Annotated in this window: 19 protein-coding genes; 14 read left to right on the forward strand and 5 right to left on the reverse strand. The window is 71.8% G+C overall.

All coding sequences use genetic code 11. The features are described from left to right. Positions 1-11: 11 nt before the first annotated feature. The gene (locus ASD35_RS12660) at positions 12-608 is read right to left on the reverse strand and encodes a 5-formyltetrahydrofolate cyclo-ligase (RefSeq protein ID WP_235538333.1); all 597 of its coding nucleotides are present in this window, start codon (positions 606-608) and stop codon (positions 12-14) included. On the opposite strand from ASD35_RS12660, the gene ASD35_RS12665 reads away from it, so the two are divergent. Further along, the gene (locus tag ASD35_RS12665; protein WP_056875295.1) at positions 607-1011 is read left to right on the forward strand and encodes a TfoX/Sxy family protein; all 405 of its coding nucleotides are present in this window, start codon (positions 607-609) and stop codon (positions 1009-1011) included. The genes ASD35_RS12660 and ASD35_RS12665 overlap by 2 nt on opposite strands. Here the strand turns inward: ASD35_RS12665 and ASD35_RS12670 are convergent. Further along, positions 964-1257 (reverse strand): DUF2917 domain-containing protein, encoded by a 294-nt coding sequence (locus tag ASD35_RS12670; RefSeq protein WP_082580119.1) that lies wholly within the window; start codon positions 1255-1257, stop codon positions 964-966. The two genes, ASD35_RS12665 and ASD35_RS12670, sit on opposite strands and share 48 nt — an antisense overlap. 90 nt (positions 1258-1347) lie before the next feature. Between ASD35_RS12670 and ASD35_RS12675 the strand changes: the two genes are divergently transcribed. Together ASD35_RS12675 and ASD35_RS27180 are read left to right on the forward strand one after the other, a co-directional pair. Then, a complete protein-coding gene (locus ASD35_RS12675; RefSeq protein ID WP_056875297.1) occupies positions 1348-2295 on the forward strand; it encodes a LysR substrate-binding domain-containing protein in 948 nt (315 codons plus the stop codon). A gap of 61 nt (positions 2296-2356) precedes the next feature. Next, the gene (locus tag ASD35_RS27180) at positions 2357-2506 is read left to right on the forward strand and encodes a hypothetical protein (protein ID WP_157275525.1); all 150 of its coding nucleotides are present in this window, start codon (positions 2357-2359) and stop codon (positions 2504-2506) included. Here ASD35_RS27180 and ASD35_RS12680 read toward each other — a convergent pair. Beyond that, complete coding sequence (locus ASD35_RS12680) at positions 2503-4164, reverse strand: cation:proton antiporter (protein ID WP_056875298.1); 1662 nt, start codon at positions 4162-4164, stop codon at positions 2503-2505. The two genes, ASD35_RS27180 and ASD35_RS12680, sit on opposite strands and share 4 nt — an antisense overlap. Positions 4165-4184: 20 nt before the next feature. Then, entirely contained in the window at positions 4185-4727 is a 543-nt protein-coding gene (locus ASD35_RS12685; RefSeq protein ID WP_056875299.1) for a 5-formyltetrahydrofolate cyclo-ligase, read from the reverse strand. A 152-nt stretch (positions 4728-4879) separates the two neighbouring features. Here ASD35_RS12685 and ASD35_RS12690 point away from each other — a divergent pair, with 152 nt between their 5' ends. Beyond that, complete coding sequence (locus ASD35_RS12690; RefSeq protein WP_056875300.1) at positions 4880-6508, forward strand: triacylglycerol lipase; 1629 nt, start codon at positions 4880-4882, stop codon at positions 6506-6508. A gap of 9 nt (positions 6509-6517) precedes the next feature. On the opposite strand, the gene ASD35_RS12695 is transcribed toward ASD35_RS12690, so the two are convergent. Then, positions 6518-7090: a DUF4114 domain-containing protein gene (locus tag ASD35_RS12695; RefSeq protein ID WP_056875301.1), complete on the reverse strand. Its 573-nt coding sequence runs from the start codon at positions 7088-7090 to the stop codon at positions 6518-6520. Positions 7091-7231: 141 nt separating this feature from the next. Between ASD35_RS12695 and ASD35_RS12700 the strand changes: the two genes are divergently transcribed. From ASD35_RS12700 to ASD35_RS12745, 10 genes are all read left to right on the forward strand, one after another. Continuing rightward, on the forward strand, positions 7232-9244 hold the full coding sequence (locus ASD35_RS12700) for a lytic transglycosylase domain-containing protein (protein ID WP_235538334.1): 2013 nt from the start codon (positions 7232-7234) through the stop codon (positions 9242-9244). After that, entirely contained in the window at positions 9241-10194 is a 954-nt protein-coding gene (locus ASD35_RS12705; RefSeq protein WP_056875302.1) for a complex I NDUFA9 subunit family protein, read from the forward strand. The genes ASD35_RS12700 and ASD35_RS12705 overlap by 4 nt, the downstream gene beginning before the upstream one ends. Before the next feature lie 72 nt (positions 10195-10266). Continuing rightward, positions 10267-10947: a glutathione S-transferase family protein gene (locus ASD35_RS12710; RefSeq protein WP_056875303.1), complete on the forward strand. Its 681-nt coding sequence runs from the start codon at positions 10267-10269 to the stop codon at positions 10945-10947. Between the two features lies 1 nt (position 10948). Further along, on the forward strand, positions 10949-11257 hold the full coding sequence (locus ASD35_RS12715) for a DUF1272 domain-containing protein (protein WP_056875304.1): 309 nt from the start codon (positions 10949-10951) through the stop codon (positions 11255-11257). Between the two features lie 5 nt (positions 11258-11262). Continuing rightward, positions 11263-11916: a glutathione S-transferase family protein gene (locus ASD35_RS12720; protein WP_056875305.1), complete on the forward strand. Its 654-nt coding sequence runs from the start codon at positions 11263-11265 to the stop codon at positions 11914-11916. Between the two features lie 23 nt (positions 11917-11939). After that, positions 11940-13169 (forward strand): multifunctional CCA addition/repair protein, encoded by a 1230-nt coding sequence (locus ASD35_RS12725; protein WP_056875306.1) that lies wholly within the window; start codon positions 11940-11942, stop codon positions 13167-13169. A gap of 185 nt (positions 13170-13354) precedes the next feature. Continuing rightward, entirely contained in the window at positions 13355-14566 is a 1212-nt protein-coding gene (locus tag ASD35_RS12730) for an efflux RND transporter periplasmic adaptor subunit (RefSeq protein WP_056875307.1), read from the forward strand. Positions 14567-14572: 6 nt separating this feature from the next. Then, on the forward strand, positions 14573-17728 hold the full coding sequence (locus tag ASD35_RS12735) for an efflux RND transporter permease subunit (protein WP_056875308.1): 3156 nt from the start codon (positions 14573-14575) through the stop codon (positions 17726-17728). Continuing rightward, positions 17725-19098, forward strand: a complete 1374-nt coding sequence (locus ASD35_RS12740; RefSeq protein ID WP_056875309.1) for an efflux transporter outer membrane subunit — start codon at positions 17725-17727, stop codon at positions 19096-19098. Before ASD35_RS12735 ends, ASD35_RS12740 begins: the two co-directional genes overlap by 4 nt. Positions 19099-19100: 2 nt before the next feature. Further along, positions 19101-20081, forward strand: coding sequence for a PHB depolymerase family esterase (locus tag ASD35_RS12745; protein WP_056875310.1), 981 nt, complete (start codon positions 19101-19103; stop codon positions 20079-20081). The last annotated feature ends 6 nt before the right edge of the window (positions 20082-20087 follow it).

The raw sequence follows: 20087 nt of genomic DNA on the forward strand, positions 1-20087 counted from the left end.
AACCTGCGCCCTCACCCCTCCCGATCCCAGACCACGCCCTCCTCCGTCAGCATCGCATCCAGCGCCACGTCCAGCGGGCTGGGCTTGAGCAGCGGCAGGAAGCCATGCGCATAGCCGATGCCGACGGCGGCCGGCCGGGGCCGCATCTCCGCCAGCGTCTTGTCCATGAAGCCGCCGCCATACCCCAGCCGCAGCCCGCACGGGCCGAAGCCCAGGCAGGGCACCAGCATCAACTGCGGCTGGAATTCCTCGGTGCCCTTGGGCTTGGGGATGTGGAAGGCGTCCTCCTCCATCGGGCAGCCGGGGTACCAGACGTGAAAGCGCAGCGTGCCGTGCACCTTGTCGACCACCGGCAGTCCGATGCGTCGCTCGGGGTGATCCTCGCCCCAGCGGTACAGCGCCGGCAGCGGGTCGAACTCGCCCTTGATGGGCCAGTAGGCACCGATGGTGGTCTCGGGCCGGCGCAGCAGCCAGACCCGCAGCACCTCCTGCAATTGCTCGGCGAGGGACAGCCGGTCCGGCAGTGCCAGGCGTTGCTCGATCAGCTTGTGCCGGATCGCGGCGCGGTCGTTCGCATCCATGGCGGTGGAGCTTACATTCGCCGGCATGGATCCCTTCACCGATCTCTGCGTCGAATTGCTGTCCCCGCTCGGCCCGGTGCGCACGCGCGCGATGTTCGGCGGGCGCGGCTTCTACATCGACGGGCTGTTCGCCGCCCTCATTGCCGATGGGCAGCTGTTCCTGAAGACGGACGACGTGACGCGCGAGCGCTTCGTCGCGGCCGGCTGCGTGCCCTTCAGCTTCCTCACCAAGGCCGGCGAGCGCACCGTGACGGGCTACTACCGCGCGCCCGAAGAGGCGCTGGAGTCGCCGCCGCTGATGCTGCCGTGGGCCCGGCTGGCGTTCGAGGCCGCGCTGCGCGCCGCCAACGCCAAGGCGAAGAAGCCCGCCACCGGCAGAAAGTCAGCCGCCAAAAAAGCGCCGGCCAAGAAGGCCGCGGCTCGCGGTTGAAACGGGCGGCACCAGCACTTCGAAATCCGCCGCCGGCCAGCCTTCCAGCACGGCCGTCTGGCCCGGCGCCAGCGCCACGGCCTCGCCGGCCTGCAGCCATTGGTCCTCGGCCGGCTGATCGGCGGTGCCGGACAGCGTCAGCCAGACACGGCCCTGGGCCACCGCCAGGCGGCGCGCCTCGGCGCTGCCGGCCAGGGTCAGGGCCCGGCCACCGTCCAAATGCCAAACAGATTGCGCATCACTCATGATGACTCTCCTGGGTTGATGTCAGGGATTCTGCTGAGTTCACCCAGGGCGGTCCAATGATTGCGGCGCGCGGATTGATACTATCCACGCATGAATCAACCCGTCCGCCAGAGGCCCCTCTCGATCGGCCCGCTGCGCGCCTTCGAGGCCGTCGCCCGCCTGCTGTCCTTCCGCGCGGCCGCCGACGAGCTCAGCCTGACGCAGTCGGCCATCAGCCGCCAGATCCAGTCGCTGGAGGAGGAGATCGGCTGCGTACTGTTCCTGCGCGGCACGCGCAAGGTGGAGCTGTCCAGCGACGGCGCCCAGCTGCTGCCCACCGCGGTGGCCGTGCTGTCCCGGCTGGACCAGACGGTGCGCCAGATCCGCCGCTCGCGCGGGCGGCGCGTCGTCAACGTCAGCACCTTCGCGTCCTTCGCCTCGCTGTGGCTGATCCCGCGCATGGAGGCCTTCCAGCGCGAGCATGCCGACATCGACATCCGCGTGTCCGCCTATGACCGCAAGGTGGACCTGGAGGATGGCGAGATCGACCTGGCCCTGCGCTACGACGACCGCCCCTCCGTGCCGGCCGAGGCCGTGCAGCTGTTCGAGGAGCTGCTGTCCCCCGCCGTCAGCCCCTGGTACCTGCAGAACCCGCCGGCGCCGCTGAAGACCCCCGCCGACCTGGCCGGCCATGCGCTGGCCGAGGAAGACGACGCCCGCCCCAGCGCCGAGTTCCTGAGCTGGCGGCGCTGGCTGAACGAGCAGGGCGAGACCGAGCTGCAGCCGCGCCGCTGGCTGTACCTGAACTTCACCTACCAGCAGGTACAGGCCGCGCTGACCGGCCAGGGCGTGGCGCTCGCCCGCCTGCCGCTGGTGCACGAGCACCTGCAGCGCGGCGAGCTGGTGGAACCCTTCGGCAAGGGCCGCCGGCTGGGCTGCCCGTTCAGCTACTGGATGATCCTGGGCCCGAACGCCGCGCGCCGGCCTGAGGTGCAGCAGTTTGCCGACTGGGTGCGCGAGCAGGCGGCCCTCACGCGCGACCAGCTCGCCGGCGTTTGACCCGGTTGCGCAGGCCGCCCCGCCGGCCCGAACATCCGGCATCCGTTGTCAAGGACTTCCCATGGCCCTGGCCATCCAGCCGGCCGCCGCGGCCGGCTGGATGAAGCCGCTGCTGCGCAGCGCGGCCGGCAGCGGGCGGTATGTGTCGGCGCTGGTCTATTTCGGCCCGGGAGCTGTAGCGGCCCTGGACGGCCAGCGCCAGAAGGCCTAGGCCGCGATCACGCGAGCCAACGCCTGCGCCAGCGCCTGCTGCGAACGCAGCACGTGGTTGACGCCGGCCTCCGCCAGCCACTGGGCCTCTTCCGGCGTGTGCGCCACCACCGCGCAGCGCAGCGTGGGGTTGAGCTGGCGGCCGAGCGCCAGGATGGCCGGCACGCCGCGCACGTCGGCCACGGCCATCACCAGCCAGGCCGCTTGGGCGATGTGGGCCTGCACCAGCGTCATCGCCTCGGTGGCCTCGCCCAGCACGGCGGCCTGGCCGGCATGGCGCAGCTTCTCGACGACCTCGCGGTCGCGGTCGATGACGACGAAGGGGCGGTCGCCGAGTTGCTCGCGCAGCGCCGTGCCGACGCTGCCATGGCCCACCAGCACGATCTGCCCGGCCAGCGAAGCCTCGGGCGTGTCGGCCGGCAGCTCGGCCAGCGGGTCGTCGCGCGCCTCCAGCTTGCGCGCCCAGGCGGAGCGCTTCAGCACCCAGCGCCGCAGCGGCTCCACGCCCGAGAACAGCAGCGGGTTGAGCGCGATGGACACGATGGCGCCCGCCACGATCAGGCTGGTCGCCTCCGGCGGCACCAGGCCGAGGCTCTGGCCCAGGCCCATCAGGATGAAGCTGAACTCGCCGATCTGCGCCAGGCTCACGGCCACCGTCAGCGCCGTGGACAGCGGGTAGCGCAGCAGCAGCACCAGGGCGCCGGCCGCGATGGTCTTGCCGACCAGGATGACCGCGACCGTCGCCAGCACCGCCAGCGGCTGCTCGAGGAGGATGCGCGGGTCGAACAGCATGCCGACCGCGACGAAGAACAGCACCGCGAAGGCGTCGCGCAGCGGCAGGCTCTCGTGCGCGGCGCGCTCGCTGAAGGCCGATTCGCGCAGCACCAGGCCGGCGAAGAAGGCGCCCAGTGCCACGCTGACACCGAACAGCGCCGCCGCCCCCACGGCCAGCCCCACGGCGGCGGCCACGGTGGCCAGCGTGAACAGCTCGCGCGAGCCGGTGCGGTTGACCTGCCACAGCATCCACGGCAGCAGCCGCCGGCCGGCCACCAGCATGATGGCGACGAAGGCGGCCACGGCCAGCAGCGTCGTGACGATGGTGACGGCCAGGCTGCCGCCCGAGCTGCCCTCGCCCTTGCCGCCCAGCACCGGCATCAGCACCAGGGCCAGCACCATGGCCAGGTCTTCCACGACCAGCCAGCCCACGGCGATGCGGCCGTTGCCGCTGTGCAGCAGCTCGCGCGACTCCAGCGCGCGCAGCAGCACCACCGTGCTGGCCACCGACAGCGCGAGGCCGAACACCAGCGCCGCCGCCAGGCCCCAGCCCCACCACCCGTGCGCCAAGCCGGCGCCCATGGCGGTCGCCGCGGCCATCTGCACCAGCGCGCCGGGCAGCGCGATGCCCTTGACCGAGACCAGGTCGTGCACCGAGAAATGCAGGCCCACGCCGAACATCAGCAGCATCACGCCCACCTCCGACAGCTGCTGGGCCAGGTGCACGTCGCCGACGAAGCCGGGCGTGTGCGGCCCGATCAGCACGCCGGCCAGCAGATAGCCCACCAGCGCCGGCAACCGCGCCCATTGCGCGAGCAGGCCCAGCACCAGGGCCAGGCCGAAGGCGGCGGCCAGCGTGGAGATCAGCGTCATTCCGTCGTGCATCGGCGAGGGCTTCCTTCGGGTCAGTCAGGGGCGACCAGCTCGCGCTCGGTCAGGATCAGCGTCAGCGCGCGGTCATGCGCCTCGACGGCGAAATGGGTCTCGGCCCCCGACCACGCCACGCCGATGGCGGTGGCCCCGGGGTGGGCGGCCAGCCAGCGGTCGAAATAGCCGCCGCCATAGCCGAGGCGGAAGCCCTCGCGCGTGAAGCCCACGCAGGGCACGAGGACCACGTCGGGCACGGCGACCGCGCCGCTCGCCGTGGCGATGCCGCATTCGTCCTGCGCATCCGGCTCGGCGCCGTCCCAGCGGCGAAAGACCATCTCCGCCGGCTCGCGCCGCGCGAACGGCAGCGCCCGCGCATAGGGCAGGGCGCCGACGTCGAACTCTCCCGGCAGCGGCCAGTAGACGCCCAGCAGCTCGGGCTCGAGCTGGGCCAGCAGCGCATGCAGCTGCGGCAGCAGCGCCGCCTGCGCGGTCTGGAAAGCGGGGGAGGCGGCAAACGCGCGGCGCGCGGCCAGCAGCTCGCGGCGCAGCGTGGGTCGGTCGGGGTGGGCAGCACTCATCGTCGCAGGGCGGTCGGGGGGTGCGGCCATTACAACCCATGGAAAACCCAGGGCCGCGCGCTCCCCAGCCCTGTGGATGCCGGCAGCCCGCGCGGCGGCTCGCGCGGCCCGCCTGCGGCTATGGTCAACGCGTCGCCACCCGGGAGCTGACCATGCCGACACCCCACGCCCCCTTCCATCCCATCATCTATGTGCGCGGCTACGCCATGTCGCGCGGCGAGATCGACGAGACCACGGCCGACCCGTTCTGCGGCTTCAACCTCGGCTCCACCATGTACCGCGCCGTGCCGAGCAAGGACGAGCGGCCGCGCAAGTACGTGTTCGAGTCGCCGGTCGTGCGGCTGGCGTCGGAATACGGCTACCAGGATGTCTACGAGGACGGCTACGACATCGTCGACGCCGAGTGGGAGGCCGACTCCATGGGCAAGCCCACCAGCAACAAGCTCGGCAGCCGCAGCATCGTCATCTACCGCTATTACGACGCCGCCTCCTCCTACCTCGGCAGCGGCAAGACGCCGGAGATCGAGGACTTCGCCCGCGGCCTGTCCCAGCTCGTCGCCCGCGTGCGCGACCTGGTCTGCAAGAACCCCGACAACGGCATCGCGCCGGCGGACTTCCGCTGCTACCTCGTCGCGCATTCGATGGGCGGCCTGGTCTGCCGCGCCTTCCTGCAGAACCCCGCGCTGGACACCGCGAAGGTCGTCAAGCATGTCGACAAGTTCTTCACCTACGCGACGCCGCACAACGGCATCGACGTGATGGGGCAGAACATCCCGTCCTGGCTGAGCCTGAACGACATCTCCAACTTCGACCGCGACCAGCGCATGCCGGCCTACCTGGACCTGGCCGCCGCCGCCAAGAAGCACAAGCGGGTGGACCTCATCCCCGAGGCGCGCTTCCCGTCGCGCCGCGTGTTCACGCTGGTGGGCAGCAACCGCATGGACTACGAAGCCGCCGCCGGCATGTCGCGCGCCTTCGTCGGCCATGGCAGCGACGGGCTGGTCAAGATCGAGAACGCCACGCTGTGCGGCCTGGACGGCAAGGGCAACATCACCGAGCAGTGCGCCAAGGCCTTCGTCTACCGCGCGCACTCAGGCTATTTCGGCATCGTCAACAGCGAGGAGGGCTTCCAGAACCTGGCCCGCTTCCTGTTCGGCGACGTGCGCGTGGACCTGTGGCTGGAGATCGACGACATCCGCCTGCCCGACGCGGTCCAGAAGGAGGCCGACGCGGGCCGCGCCGTCAACGCGCTGTACCAGATCGAAGTGCTGGCCTCGCCGCGCGGCAAGCTCTGGTACCTCACCAGGCGCACGTCCGAGGAGGACTCCGTCGCCTGCGTCTCGCACGCCGACTGGCAGAAGACTTCGAGCCTGTACCTCAGCAGCGTCTTCCTCGCCAACTGGGCCAAGGTCAACAAGCACCGCCGCTCCCTGGCCTACGGCATGACGCTGGGCGTGCGCGTGCCCGACTACGAGATCGAGAAGCGCCTGTGGCTGAGCGAGCACTTCGAGGGCGGCTACCTGTTCCGCAACGCGCTGATCCTGGAGATGGTGCCGCCGGTGAAGGAGGGCGATGCCTGGAAGGTCAAGTACGCCTGGCAGGACGCCGGCGTGTCCATGGCCGACACCGAGATCGCGGCGGTCCAGCTCAAGTCGGGCCGCATCGAGGTCAGCGTGCCCTTCGACAGCAGCACGGTGGCCGCCAACGGCAAGATGAAGCCCACCAACCCCGGCATCCGCGGCCGGCTGCGCTTCGTGATCGAGGGCTGGAACCTGGGTTGAGCGCGCGGCTCAGCGGCGGGGGCGGCGCCTCGCCAGCACGGCCGCGCCGGCCAGCAGCAACGCCCAGCTCGCCGGCTCCGGCACGGCGCTGATCTGGAAGACGAAGCTGTGGTCGCGGTAGTTCAGGTCGCCGCCGCCTTCCAGGTCTTCGAAGGCGACATGGGTGCCGGCCGGCACCAGCGCGTCGCCCGCATAGGTGGACGCCCAGGCGTGGTTGACGCCATCGCTGTTCAGCGCCGGGTCGCTGTAGAAGCGCACGCCGCTGCCGTCGATGTCGATGAAGAAGACCAGGCTGTCGCCCGCCGCCACCGTGCCCAGCACGAAGCTGTCGCCATAGGCGCTGCCGTGGTTGCTCAGGCCGATGGCGCCGTCGACACCGTTGATGCGCGCGCCCAGCAGGTTGGTGAGGCCGCCGGCCTGGCCGGTATAGAAGGCCTTGAGCTGGCCGCTGGCCGCGGCGACGAAGCTGGTGGCCGGCGCTGGCGTGCCGGGCGTCGGGTAGACCTCCGGGTCGGCGTGGGCGGCCAGGCTGAACAGCAGCGCGGCGGCCGCCAGGGCCAGGCGTTGGGCGGGGCTCTTCATCGGCGCTCTCCTCGTCGGTGGGCCGCGAGGGTAGAGGCGCCGCGGCCGGGTCGCCAGCCCCTAGCTCGTGGCGAACGGCAAAGTGCGTGTGAGGGACAAGGGCCCTGGGTTAAATTGGCCCGCTTGGTAGTGGCGGTAGGCATGAGTCAAATGGGTGGGCGAGTTCTGCAATGCATCGGCCGCGCGGCCCTGGCCGTGCTGATGGCGGCGTCGCTCGTCGCGACGGCTGCCGCGGCGCCGCAGGCCGACGACGACCCGGCCGTGCAGGCGCGCGAGGCCTGGGTCAAGCGCGACCGCAAGCGCCTGGCCACGCTGGTCGACACGGCGCGCGCCCAGGGCCATCCGCTGACCGGCTGGGTCGAGTACTTCGACCTCAATGCGCGGCTCACCGACGTGCGCCAGCCCGAGATGGACGCCTTCTACGCCCGCTACCCCGGCAGCTATGTCGAGGACCGCCTGCGCAACGACTGGCTGCTGGAACTCGGCCGCCGGCGCGACTGGGCCAACTTCCGCCGCGACCATGCGAACTACCAGATGCGCGACGACCGCGAGGTGGCCTGCTATGCGCTGCTGGCCGACCACCTGGCCGGCAACAAGGTCAGCGCCGACACCGCCCGCACTGCCTGGATGGCGCAGAAGGACGGCGACGACGGCTGCCGCGAGCTGGCCAGCAACTTCGTCGACGCCGGCCTCTTCAAGCCCGAGACCCTCTGGGCCCGCGCCCGCCAGGCCACCGAGCAGGGCCGCCCGCGCGCCGCGCGCCAGGCCGTCGCGCTGCTGGCCAACAAGGCGCTGGACCAAAAGCTGGCCGAGCTGCAGGACAACGCCGGCCGCTACCTGACCCGCAAGGCCCGCGCCACGCCGCGTGCCGAGGCCGAGCTGACGGCGCTGGCGCTGGCCCGCGTCGCCGGCAGCGACCCCGACCAGGCCGGCGACGTGCTGAGCGAGAAATGGGGCAAGTTGCCCAAGGACTTGCAGGCTTGGCTGTGGGTGCAGATCGGCCGCCAGTCGGCGCTGCGGCTGCAGGACGATGCCGTCGACGCCTTCGAGCGCGCCCGCAGGCTCGCGCCGGAGCTGGAGTGGAGCGATGACGCCCTCGCCTGGGCCGCCCGCGCCGCGCTGCGCGGCAAGGCGCCGGCCATCGCGCTGCGCGCCATCGAGCAGATGAGCGACGCCGAGCAGCGCGACCCGGCCTGGGTCTACTGGAAGGCCCGCGCCACCCGGCTGAAGGGCGATGCCGCCGCCGCCCGCGCCCAGCTCGCCACGCTGGCGGCGACGCCGTTGAACTACTTTGGCCGCCTGGCCGCCGAGGACCTGGGCCTGCCGACGCCGCTGCCGCCCGTGCCCGCGCCGCTGACCGCCGAGGAGCGCCGCGCCGCGCGCAGCCACCCGGGCCTGGCGCGGGCGCTGCGCCTCATCGACCTGGGCCTGCGCAGCGAGGGCGTGCGCGAATGGAACTTCTCGCTGCGCGGCATGAGCGACCGCGCGCTGCTGGCCGCCGCGCAGGAGGCCTGCGACCGCGAGGTCTGGGACCGCTGCATCAACACCAGCGAGCGCACCAAGACCGACATCGACATCGCCCAGCGCTACCCGCTGCCGCACCGCGCCGAGCTGACGCGCGAAGCCCAGGCCGCGGGGCTGGATGCCGCCTACGTCTACGGCCTGATCCGCCAGGAATCGCGCTTCGTGCTGGACGCGCGCTCCCACGTCGGCGCGGCCGGCCTGATGCAGGTCATGCCCGCCACCGCCAAATGGACGGCCAAGAAGGTCGGCATGTCATACAGCCCCGACCTGATGCACGACCGCGACTTCAACCTGCGCATCGGCACCAACTACCTGAAGCTGGTGCTGGACCGCTTCGACGGCGCCCAGGCGCTGGCCGCGGCGGCCTACAACGCCGGCCCGGGCCGGCCCGCGCGCTGGCGCGACGGCCCGGTCATCGACGCCGCCATCTGGGCCGAGAACATCCCCTTCAACGAGACGCGCGACTACGTGCGCAAGGTGCTGCTGGGCGGCGCCGTCTACGCCCAGGTGCTGGGCCTGCCGGCCACCCGGCTGCGCGAGCGCCTGGGCACCAGCGTCGGCCCGGCCGGCGCGCGCGCCGCCGATGTCAGCGACGTGCCGCCCGCGGCGGTCGGAGGGTCGTCCCCATGAGCTTCTCGGTCCTCATCCTCGGCGGCAGCGGCTTCGTCGGCCGGGCGCTGTGCGAGCAGCTGACGCGCCGCCTGGGCGCCGACGCGCGCATCACCGTGCCGACGCGCCGCCTGCAGCATGCGCGCAGCCTGCAGAGCCTGCCAGGCGTCACCCTCGTGCAGGCGGATGTCTTCCGCGACCTGCCGCGGCTGGTGCCGGGCCACGACGCCGTCGTCAACCTGATCGCCATCCTGCAAGGCAGCGCGGCGGCCTTCGAGCACGTGCATGTGGAGCTGCCCCGGCGCATCACCGCGGCGATGTCCGGCGCCGGCGTGCGCCGCCTCGTGCACGTCAGCGCGCTGGGCGTGGCCGAACATGCACCGTCGCGCTACCTGCGCAGCAAGGCGGCCGGCGAGGCCGTGCTGCAGGTGGCGACGCAGACCGGCGGCCTGGAGCTGACGCTGCTGCGCCCGTCCCTGCTGTTCGGCGACGGCGACCGCAGCGTCAACCTGTTCGCGCGGCTGCAGAAGCATTTCCCCGTCATGCCGCTGGGCGGCGCCGACGCGCGGCTGCGGCCGGTCTGGGTGCAAGACCTGGCTCGCGCCATCGTCGAGGTGCTGCTGCGCCGCGAGGCCATCGGCCAGACCTACGAGACCGCCGGCCCGCGCGAGCTGACGCTGGCTGAGCTGGTGCGCCAGGCCGGCCGCACTGCCGGGCACGAGCGACCCGTGCTCGCCCTGCCCGCGCCGCTGGCCACGCTGCAGGCGCTGGCCCTGGAATGCCTGCCCGGCGAGCCGCTGCTGTCGCGCGACAACCTGGCCTCGCTCAGCGTGCCCAACGTGCCCGGCGGCGGCCTGCCGGGCCTGGCCGAACTGGGCATACAGCCCACCGCGCTGGAGGCCGTGCTGCCCGGCTACCTGGCCCCCGGCACCGGCGTCGCGCGGCTGGATGCCTGGCGCGCCAAGCATTAATCCGTTGCGGATTGCTCATCCCGCTCGCGCCGCGCGCCGCCTAAGCTCGCCGGCTTCAACCCACGAGGACCCATGAAGCTCTACATCGGCAACAAGAACTACTCGTCCTGGTCCATGCGCAGCGGCGTGCTGCTGGCGGCCTTCGGCATCCCCTTCGAAGAGAACAAGCTGCGCTTCGACTTCAGCGAGGGCTCGCCCTGGAGCCGCGCCATCGCCGCCCTCACCCCCACCAAGCGCGTGCCCGTGCTGGTCGAGGACGACGGCTTCACCGTCTGGGACACGCTGGCCATCGCCGAGTACGTCGCCGAACGCCATCCCGAGCACGCCGTCTGGCCGCGCGACCGCCAGGCCCGCGCCCGCGCCCGCAGCCTGTGCGCGGAGATGCATGCCGGTTTCACGCAGCTGCGCACCGTCTGCCCGATGAACATCGAGGTCTTCTTCCCCGACGTCGGCGCCAGGCTGTGGGCCGAGGACGAGGCCCTGCGCGCCGACGTGGCGCGGCTGGACGCCGCCTGGAGCGACGCGCTCGCGGGCAGCGGCGGGCCCTTCCTGTTCGGCGCCTTCAGCGCGGCGGACGCCTACTTCGCGCCGGTGGCCGTGCGGCTGAGCCGCTTCGGCTTGCCGGTGTCCGAGGCCGCGGCGGCCTACCGCGACGCGCTGCTGGCCCACCCGGCGGTGGAGGACTGGATCGCCGACGCGATGCGCGAGCAGGACTTCATCGTCGAGGACGAGCCCTACCGCCAGGCCCGCTGACATGCTGGAGCTTCGTCCCCGCTGCGAGCACTGCGCCGTGGCGCTGCATCCCGCGTCGCTCGATGCCCGCATCTGCAGCTTCGAGTGCACCTTCTGCGCCAACTGCGCCGAAGGCCTGCTTGGCAACGTCTGCCCCAACTGCGGCGGTGGCTTCGTGCCGCGGCCGGTCAGGCCCAGCCATGACTGGAAGGGCGGCAACCACCTCGGCGGCTACCCCGCCAGGACCGTGCCCAAACTGCGGCCAGTCGATCTCGAAGCGCACGCCCGCCTCGTCCAGGCCCTGAACGGGCTTCCCCCCGAACAACGCTGATTCGCATGATCACACTCCACGGCTTCTCCCAATCCGGCAACACCTACAAGGTGGCGCTGATGCTGCAGGCGCTGCGGCTGCCCTGGGCGGCGCGGCATGTGCCGCTCGCCGACTTCGCCGCCGGCCTGACGCGGTCCGAGCCGTGGCGGCAAGCCGAGAACGAGATGGGCGAGGTGCCCATCCTCGAGGTGGACGGCAAGCGCCTCACGCAGTCGGCCGCCATCCTGCACTTCCTCGCCGAACGCCACGGCCAGTACCAGGGCGCGAACGAGGACGAGCGGCAGGACGTGCTGCGCTGGCTGTTCTTCGACAACCACAAGTTCACCAGCTACTTCGCCACCTTCCGCTTCATGAAGTCGTTCGCGCCCACCGCACCCGACCCGGCGCTGGCCCAGTGGTTCAAGAGCCGCGTCGACAACGCCTTCGGCATCGTCGACAGGCATCTGAGCGACCGGGCCTTCATGGTGGGCGACGCGCCGACGATCGCGGACATCTCGATGTGCGGCTACCAGTTCTTCCCGGTGGAAGAAAGCGGCTACGACATCGCCGCGCGCTACCCGGCCATCGCCGCCTGGCGTGACCGGCTCAAGACTGCACTGCCGGCCTGGAAGCCGCCCTACGAGCTGCTGCCGGGAGAGCAGGTGGCGCCGCGCTGGTGAGGGCGGCGCGCAGAATCCTGCGCATGCCCAAGTTCCAAACCTACCTCGTCGGCGGCGCCGTCCGCGACCGCCTGCTGGGCCTGCCGGTGCAGGACCATGACTGGGTCGTCGTCGGCGCGTCGCCGCAGGACATGCTCGACGCCGGCTACCTGCCCGTCGGCAAGGACTTCCCCGTCTTCCTGCACCCCGACACGCGGGAGGAAGTGGCGCTGGCCCGCACCGAGCGCAAGACGGCCGCGGGCTACCACGGCTTCGCCTTCCATGCGGCGCCCGACGTCACGCTGGAGCAAGACCTGGCGCGCCGCGACCTGACCATCAATGCGATGGCGCAGGACGAGGCCGGCCAGGTCATCGACCCCTACGGCGGCCAGCGCGACCTGGCGACAAAAGTGCTGCGCCACGTCTCACCCGCCTTTGCCGAAGACCCGGTGCGCATCCTGCGCCTGGCCCGCTTCGCGGCGCGCTTCGCGGACTTCACGGTCGCGCCCGAGACCGTCGCGCTGATGCGCGACGTGGTGGCCGCCGGCGAGGTGGACGCGCTGGTGGCCGAGCGCGTCTGGCAGGAGCTGTCGCGCGGACTGATGGAGAACAAGCCCTCGCGCATGCTCGAGGTGCTGCGCGAGGCCGGCGCCTTGCAGAAGCTGCTGCCCGAGGTGGAGGCGCTGTACGGCGTGCCCCAGCCCGAAGCCCACCACCCGGAGGTGGACACCGGCATCCACCTCCAGATGGTGCTGGACCAATGCGCGCTGCAGCAGGCGCCGCTGACCGTGCGCTACGCCTGCCTGTGCCACGATCTCGGCAAGGGCACGACGCGCAAGGAGGACTTGCCGCGCCACATCGCCCACGAGGTGCGCAGCGAGAAGCTGGCCCGCGGCGTGAGTGCGCGCTGGAAGGTGCCGAGCGACTGCCGCGAGCTGGCCGAGCTGGTCGCGCGCGAGCACACCCATGTTCACCAGAGCGGCGCCTTCAGCGCGGAGGCGCGGCTGCGCCTGCTGGAACGCTGCGACGCCTGGCGCCGGCCGCAGCGCTTCGCCGAGCTGCTGTGGGCCTGTGAATGCGACGCCCGCGGCCGGCTGGGCCTGGAGAACCGCGACTACCCGCAGCGCGAACGGCTGGCGGCCGACCTGGCGGCGACGCAGCAGGTGGACCTCGCCGCCGTCAGCGCGGCCGCCATCCAGCGCGGCGCGCAGGGCGCCGACATCGGCCGCGCCGTGCAGCGCGCGCGTCTGGCCGCGCTGCAGGCTGCAGCCTGAGAACGCTTCGGCCGTCGGCAACGTGACTTCTGGCCACGGCTGAAGCGGCAAACGCGCCCGCGAGGCTTTGCGTTGCTTCACCAACGCGCTTCATGACGCCTCGCTACAGTTGCCCGTTTTGCCCCTGACGGCCCATGGCGGCGGGGGGGCGAGGCCCTCCACAGGCAATCGAACAAGGTCACAAGATGAAGTTGGCATGGGGTAGCAGCGCCCGCATTGGCGCGGTGGTCGTCCTGGGCGCGGGGCTGGGCAGCCTGCTGGCCGGTTGCGGCCAGTCCAGCAGCCCGGCCACGGCCGCGGCACCGCCGCCGCCCGAGGTGGGCGTCGTCACCGTGGCGCCGGGCCGCGCCGACCTGGCCACCGAGCTGCCAGGCCGCCTGGAGGCCTACCGCGTCGCCCAGGTGCGCGCCCGCGCCGCCGGCATCCTGCAAAAGCGCCTGTTCACCGAAGGCAGCGACGTGAAGGCCGGCCAGGCCTTGTTCGAGATCGACGCCACGCCCTACCGCGCGACGCTCGCCAGCGCCCAGGCCACGCTGGCCCGCGCCGAGGCCAACCTGCTGCAGGCCCAGGCGCTGGCCGACCGCTACGCGCCGCTGGCCAAGAGCCAGGCCGTCAGCCAGCAGGAGGCGCTGAATGCGCAGGCCGCGGCGCTGCAGGCCAAGGCCGACGTGGCCGCCGGCAAGGCCGCCGTGCAGACGGCGCAGATCAACCTCGGCTACGCCGCCGTCACCGCGCCCATCGCGGGCCGCATCGGCCGCGCGCTGGTCACCGAGGGCGCGCTGGTGGGTCAGGGCGAGGCGACGCCGCTGGCCGTCGTGCAGCAGATCGACAAGCTCTACGTGAACTTCACGCAGTCGGCCGCCGAGGTGATGCGGTTGCGCCAGGCGCTGGCCGACGGCCGGCTGCAGCGCGCCGCCGGCAAGGAGGCCGCGCAGGTGCAGGTGCTGCTGGAGGACGGCAGCGTCTACGCCGAGGCCGGCAAGCTGCTGTTCTCGGACCTCAGCGTGGACGCCGCCACCGGCCAGATCACGCTGCGCGCCGAACTGCCCAACCCCAAGGGCCTGCTGCTGCCCGGCCTGTACGTGCGCGTGCGGCTGGCGCAGGCCGAGGTGGCCGACGGCGTCTGGCTGCCGCAGCAGTCGGTGGCGCGGGGCGCGACCGGCGAGACCGTGCTGGTGGTGGCCGACGACGGTAGCGTCAGCGCGCGGCCGGTCAAGCTGGGCCCGGCCCAGGGCGGCAAGGCGCTGGTGCTGAGCGGGCTGAAGGCGGGCGAGAAGGTCGTCGTCGACGGCCTGCAGCGCGTCAAGGCCGGCGGCAAGGCGCGGCCGGTGGCCTGGACGCCGCCGGGCTCGGCGCCCGCTGCGTCTGCTCCCGCCTCGGCCGCATCGAAGAGCTGACCCGACATGGCGCAGTTCTTCATCAACCGGCCCATCTTCGCGTGGGTCATCGCCCTCTTCATCCTCGTGCTCGGCGGCGTCGCGGTCACGCAGCTGCCGATCGCGCAATACCCGCCGGTGGCGCCGCCGTCCATCGTGCTGTCGGTCAGCTACCCCGGCGCCTCGGCGCAGACGCTGGAGGACTCGGTCATCAGCGTCATCGAGCGCGAGATGAACGGCTCGCCGGGCCTGATCTACATGGAGGCGGTCGCGCAGGCGGACGGCACCGGCTCCATCACGCTGAGCTACGACCCGTCCACCAACCCCGACCTGGCGCAGGTCGACGTGCAGAACCGCTACGCCCGCGCGCAGCCGCGGCTGCCGCAGGCGGTCATCCAGCAAGGCGTGCGGGTGGACAAGGCCAACCCGAACTTCCTGCTCTTCATCATGATGTCGAGCAGCAACCCGGGCTTCGACCCGATCGCGCTGGGCGACTACGCGTCGCGCACCGTGCTGCCCGAGATCCAGCGCGTGCCGGGCGTGGGCCAGGGCCTGCTGTTCGGCACCGAGCGCGCGATGCGCATCTGGCTGGACCCGGCCAAGCTGGTCGGCTTCCGGCTCGCGCCGGCCGACGTGAACTCGGCCATCCAGGCCCAGAACGCGCAGGTCAGCTCCGGTTCCATCGGCGACCTGCCCAACCTGCCGGGCCAGACCATCGCGGCCACCGTCGTCGTGCGCGGCCAGCTGACGAGCGTCGAGCAGTTCGGCAACATCGTGCTGCGCGCCAACGCCGACGGCTCCACCGTGCGGCTCAAGGACGTGGCCCGCATCGAGCTGGGCGCCGACAGCTACACCGGCCGCGCCACGCGCCTGAACGGCGTGCCGTCGGTCGGCATCGGCGTGCAGCTGGCGCCGTCGGCCAATGCCTTGCAGACGGCCAAGCTCATCAAGGCGCGCCTGAAGACGCTGGAGCCCTACTTCCCATCGGGCGTGAAGGCCTCCATCCCGTATGACAGCTCGCTGTTCATCGACATCTCGATCTCGCAGGTCGTCGAGACGCTGATCGAGGCCGTCGTGCTGGTGTTCCTCGTGATGTTCCTGTTCCTGCAGAACATCCGCTACACCATCATCCCGACGCTGGTGGTGCCCATCGCGCTGCTGGGCAGCTTCGCGACGCTGCTGGCTTTGGGCTTCTCCATCAACGTGCTGACGATGTTCGGCATGGTGCTGGTGATCGGCATCGTGGTGGACGACGCCATCGTCGTGGTGGAGAACGTCGAACGCATCATGAGCGAGGAGGGGCTGTCGCCGCTCAAGGCCACACGCAAGGCGATGTCTCAGATCTCCGGCGCCATCGTCGGCGTGACGGTGGTGCTGATCTCGGTGTTCGTGCCGCTGGCCTTCTTCACGGGCTCCATCGGCAACATCTACCGCCAGTTCGCGGCGGTGATGGTCTCGGCCATCGCGTTCTCGGCCTTCCTCGCGCTGTCGCTGACGCCGGCGCTGTGCGCCACGCTGCTCAAGCCGGTCGAGGCCGGCCACCACACGAGCAAGCGCGGCTTCTTCGGCGGGTTCAACCGCGGCTTCGCGCGCACCGCCAAGGGCTACGAGGGCTGGGTGGCGAAGTTCATCCACCGCGCGGTGCGCATGGGCTTCGTCTACGCGGCCGTCATCGCCGCGGCGGTGCTGCTGTTCCAGAAGCTGCCGACGTCCTTCGTGCCGAATGAAGACCAGGGCAACATCCTCGTCAACGTGCAGCTGCCGCCGGGCGCCACGCAGGCGCGCACGCTGGAGGTCATGAAGCAGACCGAGGACTTCATGCTCAAGCAGCCCGAGGTGGACGGCATGGTCAGCGTGGTCGGCTTCAGCTTCGCGGGCGCCGGGCAGAACGCGGGCCTGGCCTTCGTCACGCTCAAGCCCTGGGACGAGCGGCACGGCGCCGAGCATTCGGCGCAGGGCCTGGTGGCACGCGCCTTCCCGGCGCTCAGCAAGATCCGCGACGCGGTGATCTTCCCGACCAGCCCGCCGCCCATCCGCGACCTGGGCCGCGCCAACGGCTTCGCGCTGCGCCTGCAGGACCGCACCGGCCACACGCGTGCCGAGCTGCTGGCGGCCCGCGGCCAGTTGCTCGCCGCCGCGGCCAAGAACCCGCTGCTGAACGCCGTGCGCCCCGACGGGCTGGAAGACGCCGCCCAGCTGGAGCTGAGCATCGACCGCGAGCGCGCGATGGCACTGGGCCTGAACGTCGGCGCCATCAACGCGGTGCTCGGCACCTCGCTGGGCTCAAGCTATGTGAACGACTTCCCCAACGCCGGCCGGCTGCAGCGCGTCATCGTGCAGGCCGATGCGCCCGCGCGCATGCAGCCCGAGGACCTGCTGCGGCTGAACGTGCTGAACAGCGCCGGCCAGCCGGTGCCGCTGAGCGCGTTCGCGACGAGCAAGTGGATCACCGGGCCGCTGCAGACCGTGCGCTACAACGGCTACCCGACGATGCGCATCGCCGGCGAACCGGCCAAGGGCGTGTCCACCGGCACGGCGATGGCCGAGATGGAGAAGATCGCCGCCCAGCTGCCCGATGGTTTCGGCTACGAGTGGACCGGCCAGTCGCGCGAGGAGAAGCTATCGGGCGCCACCACCTTCATCCTGTTCGGCTTCTCGCTGCTGGCGGTGTTCCTGTGCCTGGCCGCGCTGTACGAGAGCTGGAGCATCCCGCTGGCGGTGCTGCTGGTCGTGCCGCTGGGCGTGCTGGGCGTCGTGCTGGGCGCCAACTTCCGCGGGTTGGAGAACGACGTCTACTTCAAGGTCGGCATGATCACCATCATCGGCCTGTCGGCCAAGAACGCGGTGCTCATCATCGAGTTCGCCAAGGACTTGCAGGCCCACGGCAGGAGCGTGTTCGACGCCGTGCGCGAGGCCGCGCACCTGCGCTTCAGACCCATCGTCATGACGTCGCTGGCCTTCATCCTCGGCGTGATGCCGCTGGTGCTCGCCAGCGGCGCCGGCTCGGCCAGCCAGCGCGCCATCGGCACCGGCGTCATGGCCGGCATGATCTCGGCCACGATGCTGGCCGTCTTCCTCGTGCCGGTGTTCTTCGTCGTCGTGCGCCGCTTCTTCCCCGGCAGCGAACGGCAGCGCAGGCGCGACGCCCACGAGGGCGAGGAAGAGTCGGGGAGCCAGGCATGAAAACCGCGCTCTCGCTGCTCACCCTCGCGCTGCTGGCCGCCTGCGCCGGCCCGGAGACTAAGAAGCCCAGCGCCACCGAAGCCGCCCAGGCCGCGCTGCCGGCCCCGGCCTTCCCGAACGCGGGGGGCAGCGGCACCGCGGCCGCCGAACTGCCGTGGGCGCAGGCCTTCCAGGGCGCGCGGCTGCAGCAACTCATCCCACTGGCGCTGGCCAACAACCGCGACCTGCGCGTGGCCGCCGCCAACATCGAGGCCGCGCGCGCCACTGCCGCCGCGCGCGATGCCGACCTCTGGCCCACCGTCAACGCCGGCCTCACCGGCTCGCGCGTGCCCAATGCCAGCGGCGGCATCACCAGCACTTACCAGGCCGGCCTGCAGGTCAGCGCCTACGAGGTCGACCTGTTCGGCCGCCTGCGCAGCCTCGGCAGCGCCGCGCAGGCCCAGCTGCTGGCCGCCGAGGCCAACCAACTGGCGGTGCGCAACGCGCTGGTCGCCGCCGTCGCCACGGCCGAGATCGCGCTGCAGGCCGACGAGGCGCTGCTCAAGCTCACACGCGACACGCTGGCCAGCCGCGAGCAGTCGCTGGGCCTGATCCGCCAGCGCTTCGACGGTGGCATCGCGAGCGAGCTGGACCTGCGCGCGGGCGAGTCCGCGCTGCAGGCCGCGCGCGTGGCGCTGGCCCAGACGCAGCGCCAGCGCGCGCTGGACGAGAACGCGCTGGTGCTGCTGCTGGGCTCGGCGCTGCCGCCCGGCCTGCCCGCGCCGACCGGGCTGCTGGCCGACTTCGAGCCCCTGGCCGAGCTGCCCACCGGCGTACCCAGCGAGGTGCTGACGCGCCGGCCGGACATCCGCCAGGCCGAGGCGCAGCTGGCCGCCGCCGACGCCAACATCGGCGCCGCCCGGGCCGCCTTCCTGCCGCGCATCACGCTGACCGGCAGCTTCGGCACGGCGAGCAGCGAGCTGTCGGGCCTGTTCAAGAACTCGGTGTGGAGCTTCGCGCCGTCGCTGATCCAGCCGCTGTTCGACGCCGGCCGCAACCGCGCCAACCTGGCCGGCGCCCGTGCCGCGCGGGATGCGGCGACGGCGCAGTACGAGAAGGCTGTCCAGTCCGCCTTCCGTGACGTGGCCGACGCGCTGGCCGGCCGCGCGACGCTGGGCGAGCAGCGCGCCGCGCAGGGCGCGCTGGTGGACGCCGAGGCGCGCCGCCTGGCGCTGGCCGAGGAGCGTTACCGCGCCGGCATCGCCAGCTCGCTGGACGTGCTGGACGCGCAGCGCTCGCTGTTCGCCGCCCAGCAGGCGCTGGTGCAGGTGCAGAGCCAGCGGGCCCAGAATCTGGTGGCCGTCTATCGTGTACTGGGTGGAGGAAGCTGACCATGCGCCGTCTCTTGTATGCCGTTGTCCTCGTCCTGCTGCTGCCCGCAGCACAAGCCCAGGAAACGCTGCGCGAGCGCCTCAAGGCCCGTGCCGAGCAGCGGCGCGCCGACAAGGCGAATGAGGCGCCAGCCAAGGGCGGCTTGCAGGACATCCAGGTTCAGGGCCGCAAGGTGCTTGTCCACCTGCCGACCGGTTATGACGCCAGCAAGCCCGCGCCGCTGGTGCTGGCCTTCCACGGCGGCGGCGGGCATGCCGAGTACATGGCCGACGACGAGAAGTACGGCCTGCAACGCAAGGCCGACGAGGCCGGCTTCGTCGTCGCCTTCCCCAATGGGTACAGCAAGCTGCCGGGCGGCAAATTCGCCACCTGGAATGCCGGCGGCTGCTGCGGTGATGCGCGCGACCGCAATGTCGACGACGTCGGCTTCGCGCGCGCCGTCGTCACCGCCATCAAGGGCCGCTACAGCATCGACGCCGGCCGCGTGTTCGCCACCGGCATGTCCAACGGCGGCATGCTCAGCCACCGGCTGGCCTGCGAGGCGGCCGACGTGTTCCGCGCCGTCGCCTCCGTGGCCGGCACCGACGCAACCGCGAACTGCACGCCGAGCAAGCCCATCTCGGTGCTGCACATCCACGCCAAGGACGACGACCATGTGCTCTTCAACGGCGGTGCCGGCGCAGGCGCCTTCCGCGACGAGAGCAAGGTCATGGCCTTCCCCTCCGTGCCCGACACCATCGCGCGCTGGGTGCAGCGCGACCACTGCGCCGCGCCGCCGCAGCGCACGCTCGACAGGCCGGGGGCCTACTGCGAGACCTACAGCGGCTGCACCGGCGGCACGCACGTGCAGCTCTGCGTCACCGACACCGGCGGCCACTCCTGGCCCGGCGCCGACAGCGTGCGCCGCGGCAAGCCTGCCGCCTCGCGCGCGCTGGACGCGAACGACGTGATCTGGCGTTTCTTCGAACAGGCGTCCCAGTGAGCGACG

Origin of the sequence: Pelomonas sp. Root1444 (genome assembly GCF_001426885.1) — a bacterium.
Lineage (GTDB): Bacteria > Pseudomonadota > Gammaproteobacteria > Burkholderiales > Burkholderiaceae_C > Pelomonas.